This is a genomic window from Micromonospora sp. NPDC049107 (genome assembly GCF_040648595.1).
Lineage (GTDB): Bacteria > Actinomycetota > Actinomycetes > Mycobacteriales > Micromonosporaceae > Micromonospora.
Map to the genome: position 1 here is coordinate 497,179 of NZ_JBEZEC010000004.1, position 22,087 is coordinate 519,265.

General features: G+C 70.3%; 20 protein-coding genes. 14 read left to right on the forward strand and 6 right to left on the reverse strand.

Annotated features, from left to right (window positions below; genetic code table 11):
- Positions 1-138: 138 nt before the first annotated feature.
- The 7 genes from AB0B55_RS13535 (at position 139) to AB0B55_RS13565 (ending at position 8,495) form a co-directional block, all read left to right on the forward strand.
- Positions 139-354: a hypothetical protein gene (locus AB0B55_RS13535; protein WP_357131693.1), complete on the forward strand. Its 216-nt coding sequence runs from the start codon at positions 139-141 to the stop codon at positions 352-354.
- Positions 355-454: 100 nt separating this feature from the next.
- Positions 455-3,523, forward strand: a complete 3,069-nt coding sequence (locus AB0B55_RS13540; protein ID WP_357171806.1) for a type 2 lanthipeptide synthetase LanM family protein — start codon at positions 455-457, stop codon at positions 3,521-3,523.
- The gene (locus tag AB0B55_RS13545) at positions 3,516-3,698 is read left to right on the forward strand and encodes a hypothetical protein (protein ID WP_357131699.1); all 183 of its coding nucleotides are present in this window, start codon (positions 3,516-3,518) and stop codon (positions 3,696-3,698) included. Before AB0B55_RS13540 ends, AB0B55_RS13545 begins: the two co-directional genes overlap by 8 nt.
- A gap of 8 nt (positions 3,699-3,706) precedes the next feature.
- Positions 3,707-5,875: an ATP-binding cassette domain-containing protein gene (locus tag AB0B55_RS13550; protein ID WP_357131702.1), complete on the forward strand. Its 2,169-nt coding sequence runs from the start codon at positions 3,707-3,709 to the stop codon at positions 5,873-5,875.
- A gap of 19 nt (positions 5,876-5,894) precedes the next feature.
- Positions 5,895-7,148 carry a sulfotransferase gene (locus tag AB0B55_RS13555; protein ID WP_357171807.1) on the forward strand — a complete coding sequence of 418 codons (1,254 nt, stop codon included), beginning with the start codon at positions 5,895-5,897 and terminating at the stop codon, positions 7,146-7,148.
- Positions 7,145-7,741 carry a hypothetical protein gene (locus AB0B55_RS13560; RefSeq protein ID WP_357171808.1) on the forward strand — a complete coding sequence of 199 codons (597 nt, stop codon included), beginning with the start codon at positions 7,145-7,147 and terminating at the stop codon, positions 7,739-7,741. Before AB0B55_RS13555 ends, AB0B55_RS13560 begins: the two co-directional genes overlap by 4 nt.
- Entirely contained in the window at positions 7,731-8,495 is a 765-nt protein-coding gene (locus AB0B55_RS13565) for a hypothetical protein (RefSeq protein ID WP_357131711.1), read from the forward strand. The genes AB0B55_RS13560 and AB0B55_RS13565 overlap by 11 nt, the downstream gene beginning before the upstream one ends.
- Here AB0B55_RS13565 and AB0B55_RS13570 read toward each other — a convergent pair whose 3' ends face one another.
- Together AB0B55_RS13570 and sigJ are read right to left on the reverse strand one after the other, a co-directional pair.
- Positions 8,496-8,873, reverse strand: coding sequence for a hypothetical protein (locus tag AB0B55_RS13570; protein ID WP_357131714.1), 378 nt, complete (start codon positions 8,871-8,873; stop codon positions 8,496-8,498). It abuts the gene before it with no gap.
- Between the two features lie 224 nt (positions 8,874-9,097).
- A complete protein-coding gene (gene sigJ, locus AB0B55_RS13575; protein WP_357171809.1) occupies positions 9,098-10,033 on the reverse strand; it encodes an RNA polymerase sigma factor SigJ in 936 nt (311 codons plus the stop codon).
- Positions 10,034-10,173: 140 nt separating this feature from the next.
- Between sigJ and wrbA the strand changes: the two genes are divergently transcribed.
- The 4 genes from wrbA (at position 10,174) to AB0B55_RS13595 (ending at position 13,584) form a co-directional block, all read left to right on the forward strand.
- Entirely contained in the window at positions 10,174-10,782 is a 609-nt protein-coding gene (gene wrbA / locus AB0B55_RS13580; protein WP_357131720.1) for an NAD(P)H:quinone oxidoreductase, read from the forward strand.
- 284 nt (positions 10,783-11,066) lie between these two features.
- Positions 11,067-11,492: a peptidase inhibitor family I36 protein gene (locus AB0B55_RS13585; protein WP_357131723.1), complete on the forward strand. Its 426-nt coding sequence runs from the start codon at positions 11,067-11,069 to the stop codon at positions 11,490-11,492.
- 140 nt (positions 11,493-11,632) lie between these two features.
- A complete protein-coding gene (locus AB0B55_RS13590) occupies positions 11,633-12,835 on the forward strand; it encodes a low temperature requirement protein A (RefSeq protein ID WP_357131726.1) in 1,203 nt (400 codons plus the stop codon).
- A gap of 152 nt (positions 12,836-12,987) precedes the next feature.
- Positions 12,988-13,584 carry a TMEM175 family protein gene (locus AB0B55_RS13595; RefSeq protein WP_357171810.1) on the forward strand — a complete coding sequence of 199 codons (597 nt, stop codon included), beginning with the start codon at positions 12,988-12,990 and terminating at the stop codon, positions 13,582-13,584.
- A gap of 96 nt (positions 13,585-13,680) precedes the next feature.
- Here AB0B55_RS13595 and AB0B55_RS13600 read toward each other — a convergent pair whose 3' ends face one another.
- From AB0B55_RS13600 to AB0B55_RS13610, 3 genes are all read right to left on the reverse strand, one after another.
- Complete coding sequence (locus AB0B55_RS13600) at positions 13,681-14,964, reverse strand: cellulose binding domain-containing protein (protein ID WP_357171811.1); 1,284 nt, start codon at positions 14,962-14,964, stop codon at positions 13,681-13,683.
- Positions 14,961-16,079 (reverse strand): ricin-type beta-trefoil lectin domain protein, encoded by a 1,119-nt coding sequence (locus tag AB0B55_RS13605; RefSeq protein WP_357171812.1) that lies wholly within the window; start codon positions 16,077-16,079, stop codon positions 14,961-14,963. Before AB0B55_RS13605 ends, AB0B55_RS13600 begins: the two co-directional genes overlap by 4 nt.
- A gap of 248 nt (positions 16,080-16,327) precedes the next feature.
- The gene (locus AB0B55_RS13610; RefSeq protein WP_357171813.1) at positions 16,328-17,545 is read right to left on the reverse strand and encodes a low temperature requirement protein A; all 1,218 of its coding nucleotides are present in this window, start codon (positions 17,543-17,545) and stop codon (positions 16,328-16,330) included.
- Positions 17,546-17,704: 159 nt separating this feature from the next.
- Here AB0B55_RS13610 and AB0B55_RS13615 point away from each other — a divergent pair, with 159 nt between their 5' ends.
- The 3 genes from AB0B55_RS13615 (at position 17,705) to AB0B55_RS13625 (ending at position 20,600) form a co-directional block, all read left to right on the forward strand.
- The gene (locus AB0B55_RS13615; RefSeq protein WP_357171814.1) at positions 17,705-18,544 is read left to right on the forward strand and encodes an ATP-binding cassette domain-containing protein; all 840 of its coding nucleotides are present in this window, start codon (positions 17,705-17,707) and stop codon (positions 18,542-18,544) included.
- A 185-nt stretch (positions 18,545-18,729) separates the two neighbouring features.
- A complete protein-coding gene (locus AB0B55_RS13620) occupies positions 18,730-19,956 on the forward strand; it encodes a sensor domain-containing protein (RefSeq protein WP_357131744.1) in 1,227 nt (408 codons plus the stop codon).
- Positions 19,944-20,600 (forward strand): response regulator transcription factor, encoded by a 657-nt coding sequence (locus AB0B55_RS13625; RefSeq protein WP_357131747.1) that lies wholly within the window; start codon positions 19,944-19,946, stop codon positions 20,598-20,600. The genes AB0B55_RS13620 and AB0B55_RS13625 overlap by 13 nt, the downstream gene beginning before the upstream one ends.
- Positions 20,601-20,657: 57 nt before the next feature.
- Here the strand turns inward: AB0B55_RS13625 and AB0B55_RS13630 are convergent, their stop codons facing one another.
- Positions 20,658-21,887, reverse strand: coding sequence for a GH25 family lysozyme (locus AB0B55_RS13630; RefSeq protein ID WP_357131750.1), 1,230 nt, complete (start codon positions 21,885-21,887; stop codon positions 20,658-20,660).
- Positions 21,888-22,087: the final 200 nt, after the last annotated feature.

Consider the following 22,087-nt stretch of genomic DNA (forward strand, 5'->3'; position numbering starts at 1 on the left):
TGTCCAGAGGCGTCCGTCAATGCCAATTTGACAGACGGTCGAGCGGATGCCGAGTAATTCACAAAGGGGTGTTGCCCGTCACTGTTGTGGATATCTTGGGGTCTCCGTTGTTCGCACGAACGAAAGGGAGGACGAGCAATGATCATCAAGGGTATGACGGACGCCTGGCAGAACCGAGGGTCCGAGGAGGCCACGATGCCGGCCGTTCCGGCGGGTGCTTCTCCGCTGGACGAGATGTACCTGGAGTCGATCGTCGGTGGCGCCGCCGACAGCCTCGACTTCTTCACCTTCGTCTGCAGCAGCAGCGTCCCGCCGACGGTCGTCTGCCCGACGACGTCGAACCTCTGCGCCTGATCGCGCGGAAGCGCTGCGCCGAGTAGTCCGGTGCACCGGCCGCCCGTCCCGGCCCGACCGGGGCGGGCGGCCGTCCTCATCCATGACGCGGGGAGGCTCCATGTCGACTGACCTGATGCGGCGCTGGTCCACGGTGCCGCCGTTCCGGACGCTGCCGGAGGACGCACTGCGTACCCGACTCTCCCTTCCCGTCGGCGGCAGCCCACCACCTGCGGGTGACGCGCCTGGATCCGGGCCTGCGGAGCTGCCGCATACGCTGGCGGAGTCGCCGGTCGGCTGGATGACCGAGGAGCCGGTTCTCTGGCCACTGCTGCCGTTGTGGCCCCGGCTCGCCGACCTGCACAGGGCCCTCACCGAGGCGGGACGCGCCGAGGGTCAGGGGGCGGCGGCCACGGTGGCCGATCGCTACCTCCGCGGTCTGCTGGGCGACGTTCGCCGGCTCGCGTGTCGCGCGGCCGCAGAAGATCTCGACGCCCCGGTCGACGAAGCCGGGAAGGCCGGAGAAGCGCCGACTGCCCGGCGGACCGAGGCGGAAGCGGCGAAGACGCTGGCCGTCCGGTACGCGGCCCGCCCCGCCGCAGCCGAATTCGCCGACCGTTACGCCCCTCTGCTTCGCCAGGTGAAGCACATCCTCGACGGATACCTGCGCACGTTCACCGAGATGCTGCAAAGGCTGCGCGCGGACGGTCCGCTCATCACGCCGCTGCTCGGCGGGGTCGAGGCCGGGCAGATGCGAGCCGTACGCGCCGTGGGCGACCTGCACGAGCCGGGCGCGGTGCTGCTGCTCACCTTCGCCGACGACACCCAGCTCCTCTACAAGCCTCGCAGCCTCGCCCTGGAAGTCCAGCTCACCACGGTTCTGCAGTGGCTGGACAGCCACGAGCCGGGACTCGCCCCCCGGGTTCCCCGATCGGTGGACCGCGGTCGCTACGGGTGGCAGGAGTTCGTCGCGTGGTCGCCGGCTCGCTCGGCCGACGAGGTGCGGGCCTTCTATCGCCGCTCGGGAGCGCTCGTTGCGCTGGCGTACCTGATGCGGGCGACCGATCTGCACTACGAGAACGTGCTGTGTGACGGCCGGTCGCCCGTCCTGGTCGATCCCGAGTGCCTGTTCACCACCTCCTTCCGCACCCGTGGCGACGGTGTCGAGGAGATGGGTGGGGTGAAGGCCACCACCGTCCTGGACTCCGGTCTGCTGCCGGAACCCGGCCACCGCGGCGACCTGCCGACGGCCCTGGACCTCTCGATGCTCGGCGCCGTCGGCGAACGGCGGCAGCCCCGGCAGATCCGCGAGCTGCGCGTCGACGAGCACGGCCGGTCCGAGTTCGTGATGCGGTCCCTGCCGGCGGAGGACGCGACGCACATGCCGGTGCTCGACGGCCGCGTGGTGCCGGTGGTCGGGTACGAGGACACGGTCGCCGACGGTTTCGTCGCTGCGTACCGAATGTTCCTGGCCGACCGTGATCACCTCGACCAGCTCCTGGCCGGGTTCGCCGGGGCCCGCGTGCGGCACATCGTGCGACCGAGCTGGCAGTACGGCAAGTTGCTGTACGAGCTGGGCCATCCCGATGCCGCCCGGTCGGCACTCAAGCAAGAGGAAGTCGTCAACACGATCTGGCCGGCGAACGCCCACGAGCGGCAGCTCGCCCTCCATCTGTTCGGCAGCGAACGCCGCGGATTACTGCACGGTTGCATACCGACGTTCGAGCGCCGCGCGGGTGATGTCGACCTGCTCTCCAACGGCGAACTGGTGCACTCGTCGGCTCTGCTGGTCAGCGGGCTGGACCTGGTCCGCCAGCGGCTGCGCTCGCTGTCCGCCGAGGATCTGCGGGTGCAGACCGGGATCATCCGAGCCACCCTGTCACTGTTGCGCATCCCGGCCGATGCACGGCACCGGCAGTCGTACTCCCCGGTCCGCGCTGCAACGCCGGACAGCGACACCGTCCTTCGCGCGGCGACCGACATCAGGGACGCCCTGACCGCCGACATGGCCGACAATCGCGGCCGAGCCTGGTGGCTGGGCGGTGTCGAGGTGTCCAGCGGAATGTTCGGCGTGCGACCGAGCCCCTTCGGTCTCTACGACGGCGTCGCCGGGATCGCCCTGTTCGCGGGGTACCTGGACCTGATCACCGGATCACGCAGCCGGCTGGCCACCTCCGCCCGGTCGGCGATGCTGGTCGATGCCGAGTCCGTGCTGCAGCACAGCACGCTGGAGCAGCTGGCCCGCAACCGTCAGCTTGGCGTGCTGAACGGGCTCTGGGGAACGGTGTACGTGGCGGCGTGCCTCGGCCACTCCGCCGGGGATCCCGGCCTGGCTCGCTGGGCCCGCGACGTCGCTGGCCGGCTGGCACCGGCCCCGCTGCCGACCGACTGCTGGGACCTGCTCGGTGGTTCCGCCGGAATCGCCGCCACGGCGGCCGAGCTTGCCACGGCCTTCGGCCCGGAGGTGTACGCGGCGGCCGCCGACCGGTTCCTCCGATCGACCGCGATGCAGCTGGAATCCGTCCTGCGTGCCGAGGAGATCCCGGCGGGCGTGGCACATGGCATGTCCGGCGCGGCCCTCGCCTTCGGTCGGGGAGCCGGCCTGTTTCCCGGCGCCGGATGGGACACCGCCGCCCGGGTGTGCATCGACGCCGAGCGTTCGCAGCGCCGTCCCGACGCGGGTGGCTGGCACGACGCCCTGCTGGCGCGCGAGGGAGTGCCGCAGGAGGGCAAGCGGCAGAGCTGGTGCCGTGGCGGGGCCGGGATCGGACTGGTCCGACTGGCACTCGGCGAGGAGGCGGCCGGCGGTGGCGCACTGATCGACAGCGAGGAGAAGCGCGACATCGACCTGGCGGTCCGGCTGACCGTCGAGCACGGTTTCGGGTACGACCAGAGCCTCTGCCACGGCGCCATGGGAGCACTGGAGCTGCTGCGAGCCGCCGGATGCGAGCAGGAGTACGGCGTCCACCTCGGTGGACTCCTCGCGGCCGCTGAGCGGCACGGCTGGCGGACGGGCCTGCCGCGGCCGCTGCCGGATCCGGGCCTGTTCACGGGCGTCGCGGGCGTCGGCTTTGGTCTGCTGCGGCATCTGGAACCACGCGCCGTTCCGCGCGTCGTGACGCTCAGCCTGCCGGCCGGCTGCCGGTCGCCGGAGGGGCCCGTCGAGGAAGGAGCGCGGGGCGATGCGTGACAGCGTCACCGATCCGTACGAAGGCGTCGAGGCGTCCGCCGCCGGGGTGGAACGTGCGGCGCTGTGTGGGCTGGCCGCGCAGCGCTCGATCACCCGCCTGTGGGTGGCGCTCGCGGTGTGGATCCTGCTCGCGCTCGGAGTGCTGGTGCTGGTCGTGGACCGGATCGGGAGGTAGCGGCAGCGATGGCGAAACGGGTTCAGACGATCCTGCAGATGTCCCAGTCGGACTGCGCCGCGGCCTGTCTGGCGATGGTCGGCAGCGCTCTCGGCCGCAGCGCCTCGACCGGCTTCTGGCAGCGCGCTCTCGGTAGCGGCCGGGACGGTACGTCCGTCGCCCGGATCTTAGCGACGGCCACCGCCCATGGACTGACCGCGCGGGCGTACGCCGTGCAGGATCTGCGCGCCGCGGTCACCTCGACCGCGATGCCGGCGGTCCTGCACGTGGACGGCAACCACTTCGTGGTGCTCACCCGTGTGCGGGGTGGCCAGGTCGAGATGGTCGATCCGGGGCAGGGCCGGCAACGCTGCGATGCGGAGGCCCTTGCGCGGCGGATGTCCGGGCCGCTGATCGTCTTCGGCGTTGCCGGTGACGGGCGGCAGCATTCGTCGCCGGACGTCGCGTCGCGGTTGTCCCTGCGGGGAGTGATCACGCGGAGTTCTCGCGGGTTGCGCGGTCAGTTGATCGCCGCCACCGCGATCATGGTCGCCGCCACTCTCGGCCCGGCGTTGCTCACCCGCGAGGCGGTCAACGCCGCCGTGGCCCGCGAGGGGCACCTGTCGCCCTGGCTGGTCGGCGTCGCGGCGGCCGGCTGTCTGGGCCTGCAGTTCCTGGGCACTCTGCTGCAGTCGGGACTGGTCCTGCGCCTACGGGCCCGGATCGACGCGCGGTTGATGACCGCCTTCGTCCACCACCTCCTCGGCAAGGACCTGGAATTCCTCGAGCAGCGTGCGGCGGGGGACATCCTCTCCCGGATCTCCGCCAACGCCGCCCTCCGGGATTCCCTGACCCTGCTGCTTCTCGCCGCCGGCCTGCACCTGCCCCTGACCCTGATCTATCTGGCCGCCCTGGTGGCCGTCTCGCCGGCCCTGTCGGTGATCGCGCTGCTGGGCGCCGCGTTGCAGATGGGCGCCGCAGTCGCCTTCGGTCGGCGGGTGGAGGCTGCCCAGCGGGAGGCACTCCGCGCCGATGCCGAGCTTCAGATCAACTCGGTCGACGCGGTGAACAACTACGCGGTGATCAAGGCGATGCGGCTGGAAGCCGGGGTGACCGGACGCTGGCTGCGGACCTTCGCGGCGTCGGCCGCCCGGGGCCTCAAGCGCGACTCCGAACTGCAGACCCTGCAAGCCTTCACCGGCCTCGTGCAGTTCGCCGTCCCCATCACCATCGTGCTAACCGGCGTCTGGCTGGCGGCCGACGGCACCGTACGGCTCGGCTCCGTCCTGGCCATGCTGACCGTCGCGGGCATGTTCCTGGCTACCCTCGGGCGCCTGGTGACCGGGGCGCAGGGCATCTTCCTGGTCCGCGGCCAGCTGGAGCGGCTGGAGGACATCATCGACGGCGCAGCGCCGGCGCCGGTCGCGCATGCCGGCGATACGGCTACCGGCCAGGACACCGCTGACGTCACCGGCGCCGACCGGCAGCCGGCCCGAGCGGCGATCCGGCTGGAGCGGGTCAGCTATCGCTATCACCAGGACGGCGCCGATGTGGTCGACGACGTGTCACTGGAGGTGCGCCCCGGCGAACTGCTCGGCATCGGTGGGGCCACCGGTGGGGGCAAGACCACCCTCATCCACCTTCTCCTCGGCCTGTACCAGCCGCGATCGGGCACCGTGACCCGGGTGCGCGTCGACGCAGGCGGCCGGCGGACGCCCGGCGAATTGTCCTATGCCTACGTACCGCAGGACCCGGAGTTGTTCTCTGGCACTATCCGCGACAACGTGCTGGCGTGGCGCGCTGGCGTGCCCGACCGGGCGGTATGGGAGGCGCTGGAGCTCGCCGCTGTCGAGGAGGACGTCGCGGCGATGCCGCTGCGGCTCGACACTCCGATCGGCAGCCGAGGCATGCACCTCTCCGGCGGGCAGCGGCAACGCCTCGCCCTGGCCCGCGCCTTCCTGGCCCGGCCGGACCTGCTGGTGGCCGACGAGCCCACCAGCCACCTGGACCCGGGCACCGAGCAGACCGTGCTCACCGCGCTGCAGATGATGCCCGGTACCCGGATCGTGGTCGCCCATTCGGCGCCGGTCCTCGGCGCCTGCGATCGGGCGCTGCGGATGACCGCGGGTGATCTCACCCCGCTCACGGTCGTCCCGGGTGGCCCGCGGTCCCTCACCGACGTCAGCGCCGTCAACTGATCAGACTGGAGGTAACGCCATGACGAGCGAGCCGCGCACCAGCACCGACGGCCCGGTCTTCATCCTGTGCTTCGCCCGGTCAGGGTCGACCCTGTTGCGGGTTCTGCTGGACGCCCATCCGGAGCTGGCGAGCCCACCCGAGACGAGCGTGGCCCGGGTGTGCGAGACCACCGAACGAGCCTGGCGGCAGGTCTGCCTCTCCGGTGGTCGAGGTCCGCTGCCGACCGAGGTGATCGACGAGATCCGCACGGCGGTGGACCGGCCGATGCGCGCGTACGCCCGGGCCCGCGACAAGCGCCTCTGGTGCGACAAGTCGCTCGATAACCTCTGGCTGGCACCGCTGCTCTCCGACGTCTTTCCGCAGGCCCGCTTCGTCGCCCTGCACCGGCACTGCCTCGACTTCGTGATGTCCGGCCTGGACGCGAGCCGCTGGGGCTTCGCCGCGTACGGTTTCGAGAAGTACGTCCAGAAGTCCCCCGGCAACACCGTGCACGCGCTCGTGCGGTACTGGTGCGATCACACCGAGGCGCTGCTGAGCTACGAGCGACGCAACCCGGACCGCACGGTGCGCGTCCGGTACGAGGACCTCGCCCGCGACCCGGACCGCGAGCTGCGCCGGCTGACCGGATTCCTGGGCGTCGAGGACGTCCCCGGCCTGTCCCGGTCGGCTTTCGCCGGACAGCACGACATCGGCGCCGGCGACCACAAGCTGCCGTTCACCGACCGGGTCTCCGCCGACAGCGTGGGTACGGGACGACGCGTACCGATCCACCTGATCCCGCCCGACCTCATGCAGCGGATGAACGAGTGCCTGCGACAGCTGGACCACCCGGAGGTCGGACCCGACTGGAATGCCCTGCCGTCCGAAGGGCCGGCGGGCGAAAGCCCGGGCCGGTCTGCCGTCACTGCGCTGGCCGACGTGCTGGGCGGCGACGATCCGGCCCCGCGGCTCTGCTCCCACGAGCAGGACCGCCTGCGGGACCACGTGCTGGTGACGATCGAGGACCGGCAGTCCTCCTGGCTGATCGACCCCGCGACCGGCGAGGCGTCGTTCTGCGACCGGCCGTGCCTGCCGCGGGCCCGCATCCTGACCGACTCGGCCACCCTGCGGGGCGTCGTCACCGGGGAGGCCAACATCGGTGGTGTGCTGCGCACGGGGGCGCTGCGTGCGGTCGGCGGCGTCTCCCGCGTGGCCGACGTCGTGGCCGGGTTGCGCGACCGGCACCAGGCCACCGGCCCACGGGCCCTGGCGGACACGGTCGGTGCGCGATGATCGGTCACCTCCTGGCGTGGTGCTTCCTGCTGCTGTTCTCCGCCTACACCGCGGCCGCGATCATCAGCTTCGTGCCGGCGGTGGACCGCCGGATGCGACAGGTCCGGATCGGGGTCGCAACGCTGCGGTCGATCCTGCCGTTCTGGGGGCTGTTCGCTCAGCGCTTCGGCATGTTCGACCTCGACCTGTCCTACCGGATGCACAGCAGATCGGCGGCGGCCACCTCGGCCGACGCGGACGAGCACCCCTGGACACCGCTGACGAGCAACCGCTGGCGCTGGTGGTCCGCGATGTGGCGGCCCAGCCAGCGCGCCGATCAGAGCGCGCAGATCCTGGCGTACCGGCTGATCAGCGGGGGTGCGGCCGACGGCCGCGACATGCGTGACGACCCCGCATACCGGCGGGTCATGGCGTCGGTACGCCGCTCAGCGCTGCGGACCGCCGACCCCACAACTGCGGACCGGGCCGAGTTCCGGCTGGTGCTGACCCGTGGGTACTGGACCACATCGCCGCCTCGCACGATCTTCGTGTCCGCCCGCGAACCCGTCCTCCCCGCAGCAAGCAGCCGATCGGAGATCCGTCATGACAGCTGAATGGTTCCCGAGCGGTCTTTTCGCCGACGACCTGTTCCCGCTGGCCGCCCGGGTGGCCGGCATCGCCCTGCTGGTGACCGGCGCCGAGCTGACCGCCGCGCTTCCCGGGCTGGCCCGCTGGCGGCGCCCGGACGCCGCCGCCGGCCCGCGGTGGGTGCTCGCGCACCGGATGATCGCCCTGCTGCCGGCCCTGCTCGGCGGCTGGTTCCTCGTCGACCCGCGAGCGTGCCTGTCCGGTGGAGGGCTGGCGGCCGTTCTGATCCTCGGTTACCTGATGGTCGCACTCCAACCGCTCGGTGACGGCGCGGACATCATGCTCATGATCGTGCTGGCCGGCCTCGGCGTGCTCTGGCTGGTGCCGTCGACCGCCCTGACCGACTGGGCGGCGTGGCTGGTCGCCCTGAACGTCTGCCTCGCCTACCTGTGGAGCGGCGTGGCGAAGCTCCGGGTGCCGGCGTGGCGGCACGGACGTCAGGTCGCTCTGGCGGTCAACTCGCCGCGGTTCGGCTCGGCGCAGATCGCCTGGCACATGCTCAACCGGCCCACGATCACGCGGCTCACCGCCTGGAGCGTGATCCTGATCGAGGTCTCCTGCCCGATCTTCCTCATTCTCGGTGGATGGCCGCTCATCGCCTGGATGGTCTGCGCGATCCTCATGCACGTGTCGGTCGCCATCATCATGGGCCTCGGACGGTTCCTGTGGTCGTTCGGCGCCGGCCTGTTCGCCATGGCCGGCGCACGCCTGCTGGTCTGATCACGTGGGACACCGGTGCTGCTGCACGATGTTGCTGAAATGGGCGTGAGCTGCTTGTCGGCTCACGCCCAGCAGATCCCCGATCTGCCGCCACTTGACGCCTCGGTAGCGGGCGTGCGCGACGGCGCATTCCACCATGGTGACCGAGCGCGTCTGCAGCGTCAGCACCTTGGTGATCAGCTCAACCGCATCGGACTCGGTATCTTGCTGGCTGACATCCGCGCACTGGTCGAGGATCGCCTCGGCCAATTGTTCCAGGTCCTGCGAAAGCTGAGCCAGCCGATCGATGGCGACTTCCGGCGCCTGCGGTGAGCCCGCGACCGAGCCGGCCTGAGCGCCTTCTTGCGTGAACTGCTGCCCTGGCGTGTGCGACTGCACGTCCTGTCGTCCCCCGCAACTCATGGAGACACCGGGCCTGATCATCATCTCACCCGGCATTGCGGCGCGGCGGTGGCCGGGCGGCACTGACTCGGCCGCTGAGCCGATCCCCCGTACCACTATCCCCCGTGGATAGTCGAACGTGATTGAAGTATCCCCCGGCCGGGTGACCAAACATGACAGTCTCATGACACTCGCCCGAAACCTCCACAGTGGACCCGTGGTCAACAGGTCGCTCTCCAGGAGCGGAGCTTGTCGGGATTGAGTACGGCCCAGATGTGGTGGATGTGGTCGTCGCTGACGTCGAACGCCATCACCGACACCGGGACGCCGTACCGCCGAGCCACCAGACCGGGCTGGCCGTTGACCGTGCAGTCCTGAAGTGTCACGCCGGCCGCCGCCGTGGGCCGGTCGACGAAGAAGCGGGCTACCTGCTCGGCTCCCTCGATCGGGCGGAGCGCGGCGGTGACGTGCCCCCCGCCGTCGCCGGTCGCCGTGGCGTCGGACGCCAGCAGGCCGATGAGCGCGTCGATGTCCTTGGCCTCCCACGCGCGTTTGAAGGCCCGGACGAGATCGGCACGTCGTGCCGACGAGCCCGCATCGGGCCGCGGCACGTGAATGCGGCGGCGGGCCGACGTGGCGAGCTGACGGCAGGCTCCGGGGGTACGGCCGACGATCGCGGCCACCTCGGCGAAGGGGTAGCCGAAGACGTCGTGCAGGATGAACGCGACCCGCTCGGCAGGGGTCATCGCGTCGAGGACGACCAGGAAGGCCATGCTGACCGACTCGTCGAGGGTGACCCGGTCGGCGGGGTCGGCGTCGCCGCTTGACCGGCCGCTGATCCATTCGGCCCGGTCGGGGAGCGGCTCCGGGATCCATTCGCCCACGTAACGCTCGCGCCTGACCCGCGCCGAGCGGAGCAGGTCCAGGCAGATGCGGCTGGCAACTGTGGTCAGCCAGCCGCCGGGAGCGTCGATGCCCTCCTGCTGTCGGGGGGACATGGCGTACCAGCGGGCGTAGGTCTCCTGCACGACGTCCTCCGCGTCGGCCAGGGAGCCCAGCAGTCGGTACGCCAGGTTGGTCAGCTGACGGCGCTCGCTGATGATCGCGCTGAGGCTCGGATCGGGCCGGTCGTGCAGCCGCTCGGGTGGGTGGGCCATGGGTTCACCGACTCCTTCGAACGATCTGGCTCACCCCTTACGACGAACCGTCGCCGCGAATTGTGCGGTCGCAGGTCGCCTCACATCTTCTCGCGCTGTCTCGTCGTACCGGTCAGAACCGCAGAGGGAGGAGATCGACCGTGGAACCCGTGCATGTCGCGATCATCTACTACAGCTCCACCGGCACCATCCACACGCTGGCGCAGGCCGCCGCCGAGGGCGCCGAGAAGGCCGGCGCCACCGTGCGACTGCGCAAGGTGCTCGAAACCGCACCGGCGGCGGCGGTCAGCGCCAGGCCGGAGTGGGACCGGCACCTGCAGGAGACGGCGGACATCGCCGAGGCCAGCCACGACGATCTGGACTGGGCCGACGCGGTGCTCTTCGGCACCCCGACCCGCTTCGGCAACCCGGCCAGCCAGCTACGCGCATTCATCGACACGACGGGCCCGCTGTGGTTTCAGGGCAAGCTCGCCGACAAGGTGTACTCGGCGTTCACCTCATCCAACACGGCGCACGGCGGCCAGGAGTCCACTCTCCTGGCGCTGGCGAACACCTTCTGCCACTGGGGCGGCATCATCGTGCCCCCCGGCTACACCGACCCCGTCCAGTTCCAGGCCGGCAACCCCTACGGCACCTCCCACGTGGTCGGCGACGGCCCGCCCGGCGAGGTGGTCCTCCAGGCGGCCCGCCATCAGGCCCGACGGGTCGTCGACATCACCGCCCGCCTCAAGGCGGGCGCTGCCGCCTGATCACTCGCGACGACGTACCGGACCTGGTCGTGATAGCGCGCCGTCGGGACCGGTGCGGGGTTGGAACCGGTGGCGTACGGCGAGCGTCTGCGGGGCTCTCCGGGCCTTGCACGACCGGGACGTTCCCGTGGGGCGAGCCGTTCGAGCCCGGGGCCTTTCGGGCTCTTGCCGGAGCCCTGGAGCAGAACGCCGCAGCTCGTCTGAACGGGATGTTCAGAAGGAATCAAGAACTGGCCCGTAGGTTCGTGGCAAATTTCTGCCGGCTATTTCTTGTTGGAGATGACGTGAAGAAGCGCAAAGCTCTCGCGGCTACGTTCGCTACCACCGCGGCCGTCGTGGTCTCGGTGACGGTCGCCCCGACGGCCGCACAGGCGGTGTACAGGTGCGCCGAGAAGTATGTGGAGGTCTGCTTCTACGAGAACTTTGGCTGGACGGGTTCGACCATGGCGTTCCGGACCGTCGATGCCGGTGCCAGCTTCGCCGATTTCCGCTGGTACCAGTACACCAACGGAAAAAACCTGAACGATTCAGCGTCCTCCGTGTGGAACGGCAGTAATCACACGATCGGTGTCTTCGAGCACGGCTTCGCCGCCGGCAGTGGCGGCGGCAGGATCACGTTCGTTCCCGCGCACAGTGGAGTGGATTTCAGGGGTGGCGGAGACGAGATCCCGAACGACTCCGCATCAGCGTTCATCGTGTTCTACGACTGAGCGGAAGCCGGTCTCCGTGGTCCGGACGCCTCGGGTGGTGACGCCAAAGGGCGGCGGTATGTCGTACCGGCCCCGATGGGCCGCCGAAGGTGGTATCAATTCCCAACAGGTGAAGAATCCGGGCAAGGTCGGGCGGCGGGATGTCGACAGGCGCAGCAACGCTGCTTCGCAAGCCGGAGCAGCCGCAGCGGCCGAGCCTCCTGGAGCTCTTCTTCGACCTGGTGTTCGTCTTCGCGCTCAACCGGGTCTCCCATCGGCTCGTCGAGGACCTGACCGAGGGGCGAATGGTCCTCGCCGAGGTCGGCGAGACGTTCCTGTTGCTGATGGCCTTCATGTCGCTCTGGTTCGTCACGGCGTGGGTCACCGATCTCTACAACTCCGAGCGGCCGCAGGTCCAGTTCGTGGTCTACACGGCCATGCTCGGCGCCCTGATGATGGCGGTCGCGGTGCCGGAGGCGTTCGGTGCCGGGGGTCTGGTCTTCGCCGGCTCGTACGTGGCGGTGCACATCGTCCGTGGCCTCGTCATCGTGCCGGCGTTGCGCGGTCTGAAGGCGCAGAGTCGAGCGGCGGGGGTGCTCCTGTGGTTCTCGATGTCCGCCGTCCCGTGGATCGTCGGAGCGCTGCTGCCGGGTGCGGCGCGGACGGTGCTGTGGGCGCTCGCCCTCGCCATCGACGGTACGGCGCTGCTGCTCTTCTACCCCGCGCCGTGGAACATCTCCAGCCGACCGGGCTGGCCGGTGTCGGCGGAGTACATCTCCGAGCGGTACCGACAGTTCTTCATCATCGCGCTCGGTGAGCTGATCCTGACCACCGGATCGGCCTACAGCGACACGTCGTTCCAGGAGGGCGGCGCCGCTGCGGCGTTCGCCGTCTCGTTCGCCACGACCGTGCTGTTGTTCCGGGTGTACCTCTTCAAGGCGGGCCAGTTGCTGCCCGGGGCGCTCACGGCCGCCCGTGACCCGGCGCACCTCATCCGGGAGGCGTTCATCGCCCACATGCTCATGGTCGTCGGCACCGTCGCGATCGCCGTCGGCTACGAAATCGTGATCACCCATCCGTTCGGGCCCACCGGTGCCTCCTGGATCATCGCCATCCTCGGCGGACCGGTGCTGTTCCTGGCTGGACGCATGCTGGTCGAGCACGCGGTGTTCGCGCGGGTGTCCCGCTCCCGGCTGATCGGCGCCCTCCTGCTGGTCGCCGTCGCGCCCGCGATGATCCTCGTGCCGCCGCTGGCCGTGGCCGGCACCGCCGTCGCCGTCCTGGCCGGCATCGCCATCTCGGACGCGATGCGCGCGATGGGTAAACCCCCCGAGCAGCCCTCTCCACCCGACGTCGGAGGTTGACGGGACGATTTCCCGACTATGCTCCAATCTATGGCTTTTTGTCCGTTCGGCCGGGCAGGCTGATGGCCAGGCGGTGGCGCTTCCGGCGGCGGACACGACCGGGGGATGAGGCTGCGCTACAGGACAGCGCTCTCCGGGACCCCAGCCGGACCGTGTTCTTCAGCGACGGCGTCTTCGCCATCTCCATCACGCTCCTGGTGCTGGAGATCCACCCGCCCGAGGACACCTCCAACCTCGGTCGGGGTCTGGTCGAGCTGTGGCCCTCGTTCCTGGCGTACGTGCTGAGCTTCTTCCTGATCGCGTCGATCTGGACCAACCACCATGTCATGTTCGACCAGGTCGTCGCCGCTGATCGAGGGGTGCTCCTGCTCAACACCGTGCTGCTGATGACCGTTGCGTTCCTGCCGTTCGCGGCCTCCGTACTCGCGGCGGCCTTTCGCAACGGGTCGGGTGAGCCGCTCGCCGTGTTGTTCTTCGGCGGCTCCTTCGGCCTGGGCGCGATCTTCTTCAACGCCCTCTGGTGGTACGCGATGCGCGCGCCGAGGCTGTTGAATCCGCGGGTCAGCGCGCACGCGGGCAGGCTCGTGGGGAGACGCTTCCTGGCGGGACCGGTGCTGACTCTCCTCGGTGCGGCGGTCGGTACGGTCGCCCCCGCCGCCGGGCTGGTCATCTACGCCCTGATGATCCCCGTCTTCTGGCTGCCCCTGCCCGCGCTCGAACCGGTTCCGCTCGACGACGAGGATCGCTGACCGCGCCGCTGGGCATGACGGCGCTGACCGGGCAACTGCTCGGACCCGCGTGGCGGTCGTCAGCGGACTCCAGGCCGACGACCGCCACGCGGCTGTTCACGGGCTGGTGCAGGTTGGCGACGGGTTGGTCGGCGTACCGGTGGCGAGGAAGCCGAACGTGGCCGTGCCGCCGGGGGCGAGCGAGCCGTTGTAGGTGGCGTTGCGGACGGTCACTGTCGAGCTGCTGGTGCTCAGCGTGCCGTTCCAGACCTGGCTGATGCTCTGCCCGTTGCCCAGCGTCCAGCGGACGGTCCACCCGTTGACGGCGGTCGTGCCCGCGGTCACCGTGACCTCACCCTGGAAGCCGCCCGACCACGAGTTGACCGTGTGGTAGGCCGCGGTGCAGGCAGCGTCGGAGGGTGGCGGCGTGGTGGGTGGTGGCGTGGTGGGTGGTGGCGTCGTCGGAGGCGGCGTGGTGGGCGGCGGTGTGGTGGGCGTACCCGTGGTGGGTGGTGGTGTCGGTTCACCCGGCGGCACCAGGGGGCAGGTGGCGCTGTACCGCGACACGCCCCGGCTGTCCGCCAGCGGGCAGAGGAACTGGGTGTAGCGGGTGTCGTTGTCGAGGAACGTCTTCAGCCAGGGGATCAGGAGCCGCATCTCGGTCGGGTTCGACCTGGTGAAGGAGAGATGGTCGTTGCCGGCCAGCTCGGCCCAGGCGTGTTCGACGCTCGCCGGCAGGCTGTTGTAGATGCCCTGGACGTACGAGGGCGTGACCGTCCCGTCGTTCTGGCCGGAGATGAGCATGGTCGGCACCTGCGTGCTGGACATGTTCAGGTTGTTGCCGGGGGTGCCGGGCGCGAGACCGACCGCCGTCTTCAGGGTGGGCCGCCGCAGCGAGGCGAGCAGGGTGCCCGCGCCGCCCGCCGAGTGGCCCATGACGCCCAGCCGGTTCGGGTCGACCCGGTTGCGGACCGGGCTCGTCCGGGTGAGGTAGTCCAGCGCGGCGAGCAGTTGGGTGGCCCGCGCGTCGGCGCCGTCGGTACGGCTGTTGGTCTCGATGCCGATCACCACGAATCCGAAGGACGCCAGCCAGGGGCCCATCCAGGCCTCCTCGTTGGCGAACAGCGCGGAGTAACCGGGAACGATCGCGACCGCGCCCCAGGTGCCCAGGCTGGTGTCGGTGGGGTAGTAGACGTACCCGCCGTTGAAGCCGTTTCCGGCCGGCACGGTCGCCTGCGTCGTGGCGAACGGACCTCGGGTGGCGGCCACGCTGGCCAGGGTGGGGTCCGGGCCTCGCTGGTACGGGCTGTCCGCGACCGCCGCGTCCCGGGTCGTCGTGGCGAGCGCCAGGCCGAGGACCACCGCGAGCCCGGCCGTCAGCCATCGTGTCGGCTGCTTCATCGACGGCTCCACTGCTGGTTGGTCTGGCCCGTGCACGTCCAGAGGACGAGCTTGGTGCCGTTGGCGGTGCCCTGGTTGTAGGGGTCCAGGCAGAGGCCGGACTGCACGCCGGTGATGGTGCCGTTGGCGTTGACGTTCCACTGCTGGTTCGTTCCGCCGTGGCAGTCGTAGATGGTGACCAGGGTGCCCGGCGAGGTGCCGTAGCCGGCGGCGTCGAGGCACTTGTTGCCGTACACCGTCAGGGTTTTGGTGGACGTGTAGGTCCACTGCTGGTTGGTGCGGCCGTGGCAGTCCCACAGCTGCACCTGGGTGCCGTTGGTGGTGGAGGAGCCGGGGACGTCGACGCACCGGCCGGACAGCGTACCCACGAGGGTGGTGGTGGTGGTCGGGTCGCCGCCGCTGCTCGGGTTGCCGATGCTGCCGGGGACCGACTGCAACGCGCTGTACCAGCGGGCGGCCATCTTGTCGTATCCGCCGGAGGTGGGGTGGATGCCGTCGATCAGGTCGGCGGTGGTGAGGGCGCTGTGCATGTCGACCAGGTGTACGCGCTTACCGGCGTTGACCTTGCTCTGCACGATGCCGGGGATGGCCGCGTTGAAGGTCCGGGCGGCGTTCTCCTGGTTGCTGTTGGAGAGCGGGATGAGTTGGGCGACGAAGACCTCGGCGGTGGGCGCGGTGGTGGTGATCTTGTCGATCAGCGTGGAGAGCCGGTTCGGCGCGGTGCTCACGTTGTAGTTCTGCAGGATGTCGTTGGTGCCGATGTGCAGCAGGACGGTCGCCGGCCGCTGGGTGTTGAGCCAGTTGACGATGTTCGCGTCGATCTGGTCGATCCGCCAGCCGGGATGCCCCTGGTGGTCGTGGTCGCCCAGGCTGGCTGGCCCGTTGAACTGCGATCCGACGAAGTCCACCGTGTACCGGCCGGCGGCGAGCCGCTGCCAGAGCCCGATGCGGTATCCGCCGGGCACCTGCGTGCCCTCGGTGATGGAGTCACCGAGCGGCATCACGCGTACCCCACCGTTGGACTCTGCGCTGGCGGGACTGGTGGGTGCCACCACCCCGGCGATCACGACACCGAGCGCGGCGAGTGTCGCGAGCCATCGTGCCCTCGTTCGCATGGATCTCCCCTTGGTTGGTAGAGCTGGCCGAGGGCGTTGGCCGATCGGTAGGGCCGCCCGGGGCAGTCGACATCCGAGAGGGGGCCGGCCGGACCGAGCAGCCGCCGGCTGCCGGGCGTGGCCCGGCTCGCGCCGATCGTCGGATCGGCACGGCGTTCTGCCTCAGCACTGGGACGAGTGTGAGCGCTAACAGAGATGAGTGTAGATTCATTGGCCCGATCTGGTCTACCTCGACGGCAGCCGCGCCCTCAGCTCGCCAGGGCGCGGGCGCGAAGCCGCCAGGTGTCGCTGAGCGTGATGCCGACCAGGACGCCCGCCGCGGCGACCGTGACGAGGACGGGGTCGAGCAGCATCAACACGGGCGTCGCGCCCACCAGCAGCGCCAGCCAGGCCAGGCGCGACTTCGGTAGCTGGCCCAGGAGTACGTACTCGGAGTTCATCCGCCCGATCACGAACAGGACCGGCCCACCGGCGATGAGGACCACCCAGCTCGCCGGGGTGGTCCGCAGGGGCTCGTGGAGTACGAGGTCCACCCCCGCCGACGTGGCGATGACCCCGGTCACCACCAGGGCGTAGACGTACGGCGCGAGGTACACCGAGTGGCGTGGGCGCGAGTGCGCCGAGCGGTCGACGAGCTTGTTGCTCTGCAACACGTAGATCTGCCAGAACAGCAGCGCCGTGAGGATCGCGGCGGCGAACGCGACGGCGCGGGCCGGGGTGTACGGGGTGCTGCCGAACGTCAGCGTGGTCATCAGGGTCAGCTCGCCGAGCGCCAGGATCGCGATCTGCTGATAGCGCTCGCCGAAATGGACGCTCAACTGGCTGTACTGCTCCAGCGGTATCCGTCCGCGCAGTGGCGTCGGGTAGCGCAGCGCCGCCGCCAGGTAGTCGATCGCGAGCGCGCCGATCCAGAGGCCGGTACGCCAACCCGGCTCGGCGAGGCCACCAGCGACCCACAGCACGCCGGACACGACGAACCAGAAGAGGAAGCGCTCCTCCCGCGCGTGCGCCCGGCGTGGACGCAGCGCGACGATCAGCATGATTCCCCGGGCCAGGTGGAGGCCGACGTACGCGGCGGCGAAGAGGAGGCCCCGCCCGTCGTAGGCCCCCGGTAGGGCGACCGCGAGCAGGGACACGCCGACCATCGTGCCGACGACCACACCCTGGACCGCCCGGAGCTGCGGCTCGTAGAACTCGGTGGTGTTCACCGTCACCGACCAGGTCCACCAGGCGGCCAACAGCAGGATGAGTCGCTGCCCGAGCCCCGCCCAGGTCGGATCATTGGCCAACTGCATCGACAACTGCGCGAACACGGCCACGTAGAAGACGTCGAAGAACAACTCCAGGAGGGTGGCCCGAGCCGACGAGCTGGGTTTGCGTCGTGGCCCGGTCGGGTCCGCCCTCGTCATGGCTTCGCCGCCCCCGCTGCCGTCGTCCGCCCACGCCGCCGCGACGACGCCGGACATCCGGACCCGGTGGCGCGCGGCACACGGCTACCAACGAGTGAGCCCGCCGAGGGATACCGCCGATGGGGCGCGTACGACGGCGGTGGCCCTGGTCACTGACCCGTACGACCGGTCTGTGGCACGGTGCAGGGCAACCGTCGCCGTACCGATAGAGGGCCCATGCTCCCCAGGACCGCCGAGCCCCACCCGCCGTCTCCCGTCGTCGAACTGTGCGACGTGACGTTCCGGCGGAACGGCAAGCAGATCCTGCACGGCATCGACCTCACCGTGGGCGAAGGCGAGCACTGGGCGCTGCTCGGCCCGAACGGGGCGGGCAAGAGCACGCTGTTGGGATTCTGCGGTGCGCTGACCCACCCGACCTCGGGGACCGTACGGATCCTCGGTCAACGACTCGGCCGCGTCGACCTGCAGCAGCTCCGCAGGGCGATCGGTCACGTGAACCCCCGTCACCCGCTGCGGTCACCTTTGACGATCCGGGAGGTCGTCCTGACCGGGCTCGTCGGGTCGATCGACCTGCCGCCGCGTTGGCAGCCGACCCGGGACGACCGTGACCGGGCGGATTCCCTGCTGGGCATGTTCGGGTTGGTCGACCGGGCCGACGAGCGCTGGCCGACTCTCTCGCAGGGCGAGCGCGGCCGTGCCCTGATCGTCCGGGCGCTCATCAGCCAGCCGCGACTACTGCTGCTGGACGAACCCTCGACCGGTCTCGACGTCGCGGCCCGCGAACAGTTGCTCGAGACCATCGACCTGCTCCGCGAGACCCACCCCAGCCTCGCCTCGATCATGGTCACCCACCACCTCGAGGAACTTCCGGCGACGACCACCCACGCCATGCTGATCAACGGCGGCAGCGTGGTCGCCGCCGGCCCGGCCGACGAGACGGTCACGACCGCGCAGGTCTCGGCGGCCTTCGCGCACCCCATCGAGGTACGCCACGAGGACGGGCGCTGGGCGGCCCGCGCCGGGTCCGTCCGACGGGCGGCGGTCGCCACCGGCTAGAACCAATTCGGGTACGCCTTCGGCGTGAACGGCCGATCAGATCTGGCGGGATGGCGGCGAAGCGGTAACCCACGGCGACGATCCCCCCAGCTCGACAACCGCTGGTACAGCAGGCTGCACTTTCCGCCGCGGACGCTGCCGAGGGTGCCCACCGTGACCTATGTTGGCGCGGGAGGTGGGCGGCGATGGCGTACGTGCGAGGCCGGTTCCGGGCATCCGTCGACGCCCTCGAACACCTCGTCGGCGGGCTCGGCACCGCCCTGCTCGCGTTGGGCGCGCTGCTGTGGGCGGCGGTCGTGGCGCTTGTCTGCCTGACCGGACTGGGCCGAGGATTGGTGCCCGGCGCACTGCGCGCGGTGCGTTCGGTGGCCGATCGGGAGCGCGCCCGGCTGTCCCGCTGGGGCGCGCCGATCCCGGCACCGGGGCCGGTGCAGGAGGGGCTGCGGGAGGCGGCACGTGATCCGTTCGTCCGCCGGGAAGTCGGCTGGATCATGCTGCACTCGGTCATCGGACTGCTGTCGGGGCTGGTCGGCCTCGCCCTGCCGCTCAACGCCCTCCAGGAAATCACCTTTCCGCTCTGGTACCGGCTGGTCGCACCCGAGGACGGCGCTCCGGGGATCGTCTGGTGGCGCGTGGACGAGCTGTCCGAAGCGCTCCTGGTGGGCCTGCTCGGGGTGGGCTGGCTGGTCGCCGCGATCGGGTTCGGTCCGGCGCTGGCCCGGGTCCAGGCCTGGCCCGGCCGGTTGCTGCTGCCTCCGCCGCCGGGGATCGACCTGTCGCTGCGGGTGGCCGCGCTGACCGCCACCCGGGCCGCCGCGCTGGACGCCCACGCGCTGGAGCTGCGCCGCATCGAGCGGTCGCTGCACGACGGGACGCAGAATCGGCTGGTCGCGGTCAACGTGCTGCTGGGGGCGGCGCGGCGGGCCGTGCGGCGTGACCCCGACCGCGCCGACGAGATCCTCGGGCAGGCGCAGGACGCGGCGGAACAGGCCCTCGGCGAACTCCGTACGGTGGTGCGGGGCATCCTGCCGCCGGTGCTTGACGATCGAGGCCTTGCCGGTGCGCTGGCGGGCCTGGCCGCGAGTTGCGCGGTGCCCTGTCGGCTCACGGTCGACGTTGCCGTCCGCTGCGCGGCATCGGTCGAGGCCACCGCGTACTTCGTGGTGGCCGAGGCGCTGACCAACGTCGTCCGGCACAGCGGCGCGAGCCGGGTGGACGTCGCCGTCCGTCGTGAGCAGGGCCAGCTACTGGTGACCGTCGAGGACGACGGGCGCGGCGGCGCCGCCGAGGCGCGTGGCTCCGGGCTCACCGGCATCCGCCGGCGGGTCGAGGCGTACGACGGGCGGATGGCACTGACCAGCCCACCGGGAGGACCGACGAGGATGCGTGTGGAGCTGCCGTGCGGATCGTGATCGCGGAGGACGACCCGCTGCTGCGCGAGGGGTTGGCGCTGCTGCTGCGGGCGGAGGAGTTGGACGTGGTGGCCACGGCGGGTACGCCGGGCGAGTTCCTGGTCGCCGTCGACGAGCACGCGCCGGACGTGGCGATCGTGGACGTACGGATGCCGCCGACCCACACCGATGAGGGCATCGTGGCCGCGGTGGAGGCCCGGCGACGTCGCCCGGGCCTCGCGGTGCTGGTCCTCTCGGCGTACGTGGAGCAGGCGTTCGCCACCGAACTGTTCTCGGTGGGCGCCGTCGGCCTCGGCTACCTGTTGAAGGAACGGGTGGGCCGGGTCGAGGAGTTCCTCAGCGTGCTGCGCCGGGTCGCCGATGGCGGCAGCGTTATCGACCCCGAGGTGGTGGCCCAACTGCTCGCCCGCAACCGGCGGACGGACACGGCGCTGGGCGAGCTGTCGCCCCGCGAGCGCGAGGTGCTGGGACTGATGGCCGAAGGGCTCGGTAACACCGCGATCGCCGAGCGGCTGTTCGTCACCGACGGCGCGGTGCACAAGCACATCCGGAGCATCTTCGCCAAACTCCAGCTGCCGCCGGACGACCGCGCCGACCGTCGGGTCACCGCGGTGCTGCGTTACCTCGACGGCGGGCAGCGGTAGCCCCGGAACCGCCTGCCCGGCGCCCCCGCGATCAGGGCACCGGGCAGGCGGCGGCGATCAGAGGGAGATCCGGTCGAACTTCTCCCAGCTGCTGATCGACGTCCGGTTGGCGATGAGGGGCTTGGTGCCCTTGCTCTCCGCCACCACATATCTGCCGTTGGCCGCGGCGCGCAGGCTGATCGTGCCGTCCGAGTTGTTGACGATGGTGAACTTCTCCCACGTGCTGACCTTGGTCCGGTTGGCGATGAGAGGCTTCGTTCCCTTGCTCTCCGCGCTCACGTACCGACCGTTGGACCGCGAGCGGAGCGCGACGTAACCGCCGCCGGCACTGATCACGTCGAACTGCTCCCACCGGGCAACGGTGGTGCGGTTGGCGATCAGCGGCTTGGTGCCGGCGCTCTCGGCCACCACGTAGCGCTTGTTCGCCCGCGAGCGGAGGGCGACGGGAGGCGCGGCCACCGGCGTGCTGGTGAGCTTGGTGAGCGCCGCGTAGGTGCCGTTGAAGACGTTCTGGCTGTAGTTGCCGAGCTGGCTCGGGTTGCCGGCGGCGTACTGCCAGATGGTCTCCGTGGTCCAACCCGCCGGCAGTGGCGGACGAGCCGTGGTGTAGCCGGCGATGTCCAACGGGTTCGCGCCGAACGACGCGTTCTTGCCGGTGCAGGGGTTCCAGTAGTTGGTGTTCGTGTAGATCATCGGGGGCCGGCCAATGCGGGCCTTGACCTGGTCGGTGAAGGACTTGATCCAGTTCGACATCTCGGTCGGGGTGAGCCCGTAACAGGTGGGCGCTCCGCTCCAGTACGGCCACTCGATGTCGACCATCGGCACGAGGGTCTGACCGTCCTTGGCGAACTTCGCATTGTCGACGAAGAAGTTGGCCTCGTTGATCGGGTCGCGCTTGTCCGGCCGGGTGAAGTGGTACGCGCCGACGAGAAGTCCGGCGTCCTTGGCGGCCGCGTAGTCCTCGGCGAAATACGGATTGAGGTACGTCCGACCTTCCGTAGCCTTGACGTAGGCGAACTTGACGCCGCTTGCCGCGACGGCCGGCCAGTTGATCGGGCCGAGGTTGTGGTCGTGGCTGGAGACGTCGATTCCCCGGACCGTGTAACCCGCTGGGATGGCGGCGCTCTTGGCCATCGCGGAGCTGCGCGCGCCCGGGGCGATGCCGGCGTTCGCCCGGCCACCACCGTCGACGGAGGGGTCGGCGGCCTGCGCCGGCTGTGTCACGCCGAGCGCCGTACCAACGGCGAGACTGGCGGACATCAGCACGCAGAGCAGTCTTCTAGGCATGGTGAGGTGGGGTTCTCCTTGCTCGCGAGGTCAATTGACCATCGGCGTGGGCCCGGAGAGTATCCCTTGTCGACGATGGGTCGCGCTGTCCTGCGCACCGAATTCAGATCATCGGCACCTGCGTCGAGCCGTACGGTGGACATTTGGTTTCGCCTTTCCCCATTCGATTCGCAGGTGATCACCCTGTTCGCGGCACGGGT